The following is a 7,958-nucleotide window of genomic DNA, read 5'->3' as shown; positions in this document are numbered from 1 at the left end:
ACAGCAAGTGGTATAAAATTGATGAACTGGTCGAAAAGGTCCGATTAATCGGTGTACGGCGTCCAGGTTATGATGAACGCTCTGATTATCCAGTGACGTTAATCGATGCACCGTTGATTGATTTATCCTCCACTGCGCTACGCAACCGGTTCAAAGAAGGAAAAGATGTATCATTGTTAATTCCAGAAAATGTACAAACTTATATTCGTCAGGAGAAATTGTATGAATAGAGATGATTTGATAAATGCTTTACGTACGCGGATGCCTGAGAAACGAGTTGTGCATACTTTAGGAGTAATGGATACCGCTATTCGATTAGCGAATGTGTATGGCGTATCTGAAAAAGATGCAGAGCTTGCGGCAATTTTACATGATGTCGTGAAATTTGCGGATAGGGAATGGATGAAACAAACCATTATCGATCAACAGATGGATCCAACCCTCTTGAATTTTCATCATGAATTGTGGCATGCCCCAGTCGGTGCAATTGTCGCTCAGCAGGAATTTGGAGTGTCAAATCAGGATGTATTGAACGCGATTTGCTACCATACTACTGGCCGCGCAAACATGACGGATCTTGAAAAAATAATTTATTGTGCCGATATGATAGAACCGAATCGTCAATTCCCGGGAGTTGATGATTTAAGACAACAGAATGAACTGGGACTGAACGCGTTAATGAAAGCTTGTGTCCAACGTTCGATTCAATTTTTATTGCAAAAAAATCAACCGGTATATCCGGATTCCATTCATTGTTATAATGATTTGGTTACACGAAAGGAAAATGACTGAATGACAGTTCCAACTTTACTAGAGGTTGCTTATAAAGCAGCAGATGACAAACGTGCAGAAGATATCGTCGTATTGAATATGAAAGGTGTATCTTTGCTTGCCGATTACTTTATTATTTGTCACGCAAATTCTGACCGTCAAGTGCAGGCAATTGCAAAAGAAATGGCAGAACAGGCAGGCCAATCCGGTTTTGATGTAAAACGTTTAGAAGGCTATGACGCAGCTCGTTGGGTATTAGTGGACATGGGCGACGTAGTTGCGCATGTATTCCATAAAGATGAACGTGCATTTTATAACTTGGAACGTTTATGGGGAGATGCACCAATCATCTCTGTAGACTCAGAAGCGTAATGACTAGCTATAAAGAGTTTGCACACATTTATGATGCATTAATGACGGATATTCCTTACGACAAATATGTCGAAAAGGTTATTTCGAATGTTGAAAATGTGAAAGGTAAATCTTTATTAGATATTGGGTGTGGAACTGGAGTCCTGTCTGCGAAATTTGCAGAACAGGGTTTTCTTGTTCAAGCCGTCGATTTGTCTGAGGAAATGCTGGCAATTGCAGCTGACCGCTTTCAAAAGCAGGGGATATCCATTCCGTTGTTTCATGTCTCTATGACTGATTTGGACGGATTCGAAGAAATTGATGTAGCTGTTCTATCGATTGATTCGTTAAATTACCTGGAAGAGGAAGCGCAAGTTCTTCAGACGTTGCATGGCATTCATGAATCGCTCGCCGCAGGTGGACAACTGTTCTTTGATGTTCATTCTGTTTATAAAATGGATGTATTATTTTTAGACGGTCCATTTACATATGAAGATGAGGACGTTGCTTATATCTGGCACACGGAACCAGGCGAGTATCCACACTCTGTTTATCATGATTTAACTTTCTTTATGAAAAATAAGAGCGGTTCATACGACCGTTTTGAAGAAAGTCATTTTCAACGTTCTTATGATGTAAAAGAATATCTATCATTCTTGCAGCAAGCAGGATTTTCGGAAATTAAGGTAACTGCAGACTGGGCGAATGAGTCACCTGAAGAAAACAGTGAACGAATCTTTTTCCACGCCATTAAATAGTTTCCATTGCTTTTCACATAAGACTTTCCAATAATGAGCAATTCGTTTATAGTATGGATAACTCCATAAGAATTGCTCCCTGTAGGAAAGGATGACCCAATCTGATTCTTGCATGGATGAAAAAACATACGAATAAAGCAGTGCTTGTAAGTGCAGGTATTATTTTATTTGTACTACTGTTTAAACCTTTTTCAAACGAGCAGGCGCCCCCACTTGCCGATACGCTCGAAACCATTCAAACCCCCATCCCAAATACAATTCCAACTGAAGAACTGAACGAATCGGAAGAACCTGACATCGAAATAAATGAAGTGGTTGTCGTTGATGTAAAAGGACAAGTCCTGACACCTGGCGTTTATACATTAACTCATGGAAGTCGTGTATTGGATGCCATTCAGCTTGCAGGAGGCCTATTGCCAACCGCTGAAGAAAAAGCATTGAACTTGGCTGCGAAACTGACCGATGAAATGGTGATCTATGTACCATTGATTGGCGAAAAGGACGTAGCGACAACTATTTCGACAACACCAGATTCAACTAGAGAAAAATCTACTATCATTAATATCAATACTGCCGATGAAATGACCTTAATGACACTTTCAGGTATCGGTCCTTCCAAGGCGAAGGCAATTCTTGCATACCGGGAAGAAAAAGGACTTTTTCAATCGATTGAAGACTTAAAAGAAGTTTCTGGAATCGGAGATCAAACTTTTGAGCAACTGAAAGATTTCATTTCGGTTAAATAAAACCATATTCAATTGACGATTCAAACGTGTTCCTACTAAACTAGATAAGAGTTTACAATCAGGGGGCGTTTTTATGGAGCGAATAACATGGGACCAATTCTTTATGGCACAAAGTCATTTACTGGCGCTTAGAAGCACATGTACAAGATTAGCGGTAGGTGCAACCATTGTACGGGATAAGCGGATCATGGCAGGTGGATATAACGGATCCATTTCCGGTGGCGATCATTGCATCGATCAAGGATGTTACGTTGTGGATCATCATTGTGTCCGTACAATTCATGCAGAAATGAATGCCTTGTTGCAATGTTCGAAATACGGCATATCAACTAATGAAGCGGATTTGTACGTGACTCATTTCCCTTGCCTTCCTTGCACAAAATCAATTATTCAGTCAGGAATCCGACGTTTATATTACGCGAAAGATTATAAAAACAGTGAATATGCCATTCAATTACTTGCCCAGTCAAATATTGAAGTCGTGCATGTATCTTTCGATGAACGGAAAATTGATTTCTTAAGCGATCAGAAAATCACTTTGTATTTGGACATGCTTCATAAGTTAAGAGAGAAGGGTGTTCCTGCAGAAGAACTGGCTTCATATGAAGCGCAGGTGAATGAGTTATTTGGCAAAACCATTGGAACCAACGCCTAATCTATATTGCCGTCGCAGCCATAGTGTCAACCAGCGCGGCAATCGGCTCCATCCAACTTCTTTTTTTACATGCCCCACTTATTCTATTATTTGTACGTAATCGATTTAAGATATTCTTTTTATTAAGTTATGTAGCAGTGGCTATTTTTTTCTTTTTGCATGCACAAGACAAATTGACGCATGATTCACATGAAGTCGCTCAAGAAGATGTTTATACCTGGACTTCGATTCATACAATAAAAGGCTCCAAATTAAGAGGATTCGCAATATCTGAGGGAAAACAAAAATGGTATATTGTGTATACTTTTGTTTCAGAAGAAGAGAAAATCAAATTCTTGAATCAGTCGTTGACAGATGCAGTATTCAAGATAACGGGACAAATAACACCTGTCCCAATGCCAGCCCATGAGTATGCGTTTGATATGCAAACCTACTTAACAAGCCATGGGGCAACAGGGATGTTGTCGGCTAGCACAATGGTACAGGTTTCTCAGCCAGATGGAATAATCGGCTGGATTGCCAATCAGCGATTTCTCATGGAAAAGCATATAGACAAGCATTTTCCACTTTCACTTCAAGCAGAAGCCAAAGCACTTTTACTTGGCTTAAGAGATGACGTTGACCCAAAGGAGAATCGCGCCTATCAAATACTTGGCATCACGCATTTGTTTGCCATTTCGGGTCTTCATGTAGCGTTTCTGACCTATATCTTTTATCAATCACTTCTTAGATTGTCCATTCGTAAAGAAGTCGCCGTATGGTGTTTAATCGTCTGTTTGCCAGTCTATGCATGTTTAGTTGGTGGGGCTCCTTCAGTGTGGCGTGCGGTCGGTGTCGTGGAAATTCTATTACTTTCAAAGCAACTCCACAAAAGACTGGCAGTCGTTGATGCTTTCGCAATCAGTTTGCTTATTTTTATTTACCTGCAACCGGGGGTATTACTCCAGGTAGGATTTCAATTGTCTTATGGAGCCGCCACGGTATTGCTTTTTTCTTCCCCATTTCTACAAGCACAAACAAATGTTTTCAAGCAATCTTTTTGGATTACTTTTCTCTGTCAAATTGGGGTTGCACCAATCCTTCTCTATCACTTTTACGAAATTTCTCTTTCCTCTTTTGTAGTCAATCTTTTGTTTGTACCACTCTTTTCCGTCATTATTTTACCGATTAATTTAGTGCTGTTTAGTTTATCGTTTTTCTTCCTTTCTTTAACCGATTTCCTGTTCATTTTGTATGAACCGTTAAGAATGGCTTTGACGAGTTTCATTCTAAAACTAGCCTCCATTCCAAATCAACTGTGGAATCCAGGCAAACTATCGAACTGGCAGATGGTTGTGGCCTTTATTGGTGTGGTCGCTACTTTTTTTGTTCTGGAGCTTCAACACGCTAAGAAAAGACTTATTTTGACATTAGGTTTGCCGATTGCCATCATTCAAGGTTCTTCTTATTTCGATTCAGCGATTGAAGTGTCATTCCTTAACGTCGGGCAAGGGGATGCAACCCTTATTGAACTTCCGCATCGACAAGGGGTCATTCTGGTTGATTCGGGAGGATTGTTGAGGTTTGATCAAGCCGCTTGGAAACTATCAGGCACACCTTTTGAAATAGGAAGGGAAGTAATTGTACCTTTCTTGAAAGGAAGAGGCATTCAAACAATTGATACGTTTATTTGGACACATGCGGATAGTGATCACATTGAAGGCGCAGAAGAAATATTGGAGGAAGTAAAGGTAAAAGAAATCCATGTGACACCTGGCGCTATTGCTGAAAATACATTGCAACACGCGGTACAAACTGCGTTGGCTATGAAAATACCGATTAAAGAACAAATGTCGGGWAGTGGATTCCGAATAAGGAATACACAGTTTACTTATGTATCGCCACAGGATACTACGTATGAAGGAAATGATGATTCGCTCGTACTATACTTGAAACATGATTTGTTTACAGGAGATTTAGAACAGGATGGGGAAGAGGATTTACTGAAGGTGTATGGAGGAATACAAAATATCAACCTATTAAAAGCTGGACATCATGGTAGTAAAACTTCCAGTTCTGAAGCGTTTTTACAAAAGCTACAACCACGGCTCACCATTTTTTCAGCAGGTCAAAACAACCGTTACGGGCATCCAAATCATGAAGTGGTCGAAAGGTTCAAGGAATTACAATTACCGACTATGACAACAGCGGAAGTTGGCACTATTCATGTCCGTTATGAAAAGGAAGCAATGACCGTGTGGACGTCATTCGAAAAAAACATAAAAAAAAGAGACCTTTCACAATGAGAAGTCTCTTTTTTTGCTTATTTTGTAATGAAGTCAATTACAGTCGCAATGGTGAAAATCGCTGCAAAGAAAACAAAAGATACAACGAAACCAATACCTGAGTCACTCACATCGTTACGTCTGGTTTGGACATTCTTTTCAAATTCGTTCATTGCTACCCCTCCTAATTCAAATTAATTATAAGTGATTGCTTCGGAAAAATCTATAAACAACAAGTTTTTTTCCGTAATTTCAGCTGAATGACACATTTTGTTCAAACACCAGTGAATTTCGATTTGATGTATAATGGAAATGAATGTGTGTAAGAGGAGGTTCTTCATGTTCTCAAGTATTTGGAAAAAGATTCAAAAAGGCGAATTCAGTCCGATTTATTTGCTAGTCGGCACAGAGCATTACTTTTTTGACGAAACTATCCGTCGTCTGAAAGAATCACTGAATAAAGCCGGAGAAACGGATATATTGATGTTTGATTTAGATGAAGTTCCCGTTCAACATGTTATTGAAGAAGCGGACACTATTCCGTTTTTTACAGAGCGTAAATTAATTATTGCCAAGAATGCCTCTTTTTTAAAAGCGACAGAAAAAGGAAAAGAAAAAATAGATCATGATTTGAAGTCATTTGAAAGTTGGGTTCAGCATCCATCTGAAACGGCCATCACAGTTTTCATTGCTCCTTATGAAAAATTGGACGAGCGAAAAAAAGTGACAAAGTTGATGAAGGATAAGGCTTTGTTGCTGGAAGCGAAACCTCTCGAAGGAAACGACTTATCAGTCTGGGTGCAATCAACAGTCTCCCAGGAAAGCAAAAGCATGACGGATGATGCCATTGCCCGTTTGATTGAGACAGTAGGTCAGGACCTTGTTCAGTTGCAGTCCGAAATACATAAAATGGCGACGTATGTAGGAGAAGAATCCGAAATCACGAAAGATGTCGTGGAGTTGCTGATGACCCGCACATTAGAACAGGATGCGTTCCAGTTACTGAATGCATACTTGCGAGGTGATACGACCACCGCATTGACGGTATACCATGACTTATTAAGGCAAAAAGAAGAACCGATCATGCTGACCGCATTGCTGGCTTCCCAAATTCGCTTGATGTCGAATGTTCGGTACCTGCAAAAGAAAGGCTATCATGCACAGGCAATAGCGAAACAATTAAAAGTCAATCCGTATCGCGTCAAATTAATTGTAGAAAGCAGACAGCAAGTAGGAGAAGAACGTTTGCTCGAAGTGTTACACCGTCTCGCTGGTGCTGATTACCAATTAAAAACAAGTAGCGGCCGACGTGAACGGATTCTGGAATTATTTTTAATGAATCGGTTATAAGACAATGGACTTGAATCGTGATTAAAGCGAATCAAGTCCATTTTTTATGGGAAAAGGATGGAGAGAATTTCAAGTCTGAGAATATTGTCGTTTTGACTTCTGAAACTAACAAGTCTCTTGATAGTAAAGGAACCTGCGACACTCCTGCGGAAAAACGGGCTGTCAAGACCCTCAGTGAGGACAAAGGAACGARGGCTAAGAACACCACCTCGTATGGCAACACCTTTGTGACCAACATCCTGTTGGCATGAGGAGGCTTGCCAGTTCGTCCTTGGAAAGGGGGCGTGATTCCCACTTTTTTTATAAATCATAAGAATAGTTAACTAATAATGGGCTTAAGACAAAAAAAGACCGGATTCGTCAATCGAATCCGGTCTTTCATATCATTACGCTTTTTTCATTAATTGAGCTTTTTTACGAGCCGCAGTGTTTTTATGAATTAATCCTTTAGAAGCTGCTTTATCTACTTGCTTGATAGCAGATTGTAAAAGTTCTTTTGCGTTTTCTTCGTTGTTAAGAGAAGCATTTTCAGCTTTCTTAACTGCTGTACGCATTGTAGACTTCGTGTGAGAGTTTTGTGCGTTAGCAGAAGCATTCGTTTTTACACGTTTGATTGCAGATTTGATGTTTGGCATATCTTTCACCTCCTATAAAAGGTCCGAGATCAAGAGATTCTCGAGTTTAAGCGTTAATGCGCGTTTATTATGCGCTGTTTGCTTTAAGTATTAGATCAGTATTATCAATACAACAAGCATTATTTTAGCAAACCAAAAGTTAAATTGCAATAGATTCACGCAAAGAATATTTACTTGACACCTTGGGCAAACTTTTTCTTGAGGTGATATGGATGAATATACGTAATCTAATGCGGACTGATTTAATCGATGAAGCAACCGAAGTGGTTCAGCATCGAACGGAAAAAGAGAAAGATACATTATATGAAACGCCTGGGATTCAAATGAATGAAGAGCGTAAAGGTCGTGTTCATATAACCCATATTGAAACGGATGCAAATGGGGCAGAGTCAATAGGTAAAAAAGCTGGAACATATATTACTTTATCC

Annotated in this window: 11 protein-coding genes; 9 read left to right on the top strand and 2 right to left on the bottom strand. The window is 39.7% G+C overall.

From position 1 onward, the window contains the following. From AC1DSB_RS10865 to AC1DSB_RS10835, 7 genes are all read left to right on the top strand, one after another. A partial coding sequence (locus tag AC1DSB_RS10865) for a nicotinate-nicotinamide nucleotide adenylyltransferase (protein WP_477586712.1) occupies nucleotides 1-230 on the top strand: 230 nt, incomplete at its 5' end. After that, complete coding sequence (gene yqeK / locus AC1DSB_RS10860) at nucleotides 223-792, top strand: bis(5'-nucleosyl)-tetraphosphatase (symmetrical) YqeK (RefSeq protein WP_477532038.1); 570 nt, start codon at nucleotides 223-225, stop codon at nucleotides 790-792. The genes AC1DSB_RS10865 and yqeK, both read left to right, overlap by 8 nt. Continuing rightward, a complete protein-coding gene (rsfS, locus tag AC1DSB_RS10855; protein ID WP_016426865.1) occupies nucleotides 793-1,143 on the top strand; it encodes a ribosome silencing factor in 351 nt (116 codons plus the stop codon). Further along, nucleotides 1,143-1,880 carry a class I SAM-dependent DNA methyltransferase gene (locus AC1DSB_RS10850; protein WP_016426866.1) on the top strand — a complete coding sequence of 246 codons (738 nt, stop codon included), beginning with the start codon at nucleotides 1,143-1,145 and terminating at the stop codon, nucleotides 1,878-1,880. The genes rsfS and AC1DSB_RS10850 overlap by 1 nt, the downstream gene beginning before the upstream one ends. Before the next feature lie 116 nt (nucleotides 1,881-1,996). Continuing rightward, the gene (locus AC1DSB_RS10845; protein WP_477532037.1) at nucleotides 1,997-2,626 is read left to right on the top strand and encodes a helix-hairpin-helix domain-containing protein; all 630 of its coding nucleotides are present in this window, start codon (nucleotides 1,997-1,999) and stop codon (nucleotides 2,624-2,626) included. Nucleotides 2,627-2,699: 73 nt separating this feature from the next. After that, nucleotides 2,700-3,281: a ComE operon protein 2 gene (locus tag AC1DSB_RS10840; protein WP_016426868.1), complete on the top strand. Its 582-nt coding sequence runs from the start codon at nucleotides 2,700-2,702 to the stop codon at nucleotides 3,279-3,281. A 23-nt stretch (nucleotides 3,282-3,304) separates the two neighbouring features. Continuing rightward, on the top strand, nucleotides 3,305-5,566 hold the full coding sequence (locus tag AC1DSB_RS10835; RefSeq protein WP_477532036.1) for a DNA internalization-related competence protein ComEC/Rec2: 2,262 nt from the start codon (nucleotides 3,305-3,307) through the stop codon (nucleotides 5,564-5,566). 17 nt (nucleotides 5,567-5,583) lie between these two features. Here the strand turns inward: AC1DSB_RS10835 and AC1DSB_RS10830 are convergent, their stop codons facing one another. Beyond that, entirely contained in the window at nucleotides 5,584-5,718 is a 135-nt protein-coding gene (locus AC1DSB_RS10830; RefSeq protein ID WP_477532035.1) for a YqzM family protein, read from the bottom strand. Nucleotides 5,719-5,884: 166 nt separating this feature from the next. On the opposite strand from AC1DSB_RS10830, the gene holA reads away from it, so the two are divergent. Further along, a complete protein-coding gene (gene holA / locus AC1DSB_RS10825; protein WP_016426871.1) occupies nucleotides 5,885-6,895 on the top strand; it encodes a DNA polymerase III subunit delta in 1,011 nt (336 codons plus the stop codon). Between the two features lie 386 nt (nucleotides 6,896-7,281). Here the strand turns inward: holA and rpsT are convergent, their stop codons facing one another. Beyond that, nucleotides 7,282-7,530: a 30S ribosomal protein S20 gene (gene rpsT, locus AC1DSB_RS10820; RefSeq protein WP_016426872.1), complete on the bottom strand. Its 249-nt coding sequence runs from the start codon at nucleotides 7,528-7,530 to the stop codon at nucleotides 7,282-7,284. 212 nt (nucleotides 7,531-7,742) lie between these two features. Between rpsT and AC1DSB_RS10815 the strand changes: the two genes are divergently transcribed. Continuing rightward, nucleotides 7,743-7,958 (top strand): GPR endopeptidase (locus AC1DSB_RS10815; protein ID WP_477586711.1); only part of this gene is annotated, 216 nt, incomplete at its 3' end.

It is taken from the genome of Paenisporosarcina sp. P4_E4_2, assembly GCF_056401595.1.
This window is presented reverse-complemented; position numbering and strand designations above follow the sequence as displayed.

What these genes read in the sequence shown, in the direction of transcription:
- yqeK (WP_477532038.1), top strand. Translation starts at nt 223, where the DNA reads ATGAATAGAGATGATTTGATAAATGCTTTACGTACGCGGATGCCTGAG.
- rsfS (WP_016426865.1), top strand. Translation starts at nt 793, where the DNA reads ATGACAGTTCCAACTTTACTAGAGGTTGCTTATAAAGCAGCAGATGAC.
- AC1DSB_RS10850 (WP_016426866.1), top strand. Translation starts at nt 1,143, where the DNA reads ATGACTAGCTATAAAGAGTTTGCACACATTTATGATGCATTAATGACG.
- AC1DSB_RS10845 (WP_477532037.1), top strand. Translation starts at nt 1,997, where the DNA reads ATGAAAAAACATACGAATAAAGCAGTGCTTGTAAGTGCAGGTATTATT.
- AC1DSB_RS10840 (WP_016426868.1), top strand. Translation starts at nt 2,700, where the DNA reads ATGGAGCGAATAACATGGGACCAATTCTTTATGGCACAAAGTCATTTA.
- AC1DSB_RS10830 (WP_477532035.1), bottom strand. Translation starts at nt 5,718, where the DNA reads ATGAACGAATTTGAAAAGAATGTCCAAACCAGACGTAACGATGTGAGT.
- holA (WP_016426871.1), top strand. Translation starts at nt 5,885, where the DNA reads ATGTTCTCAAGTATTTGGAAAAAGATTCAAAAAGGCGAATTCAGTCCG.
- rpsT (WP_016426872.1), bottom strand. Translation starts at nt 7,530, where the DNA reads ATGCCAAACATCAAATCTGCAATCAAACGTGTAAAAACGAATGCTTCT.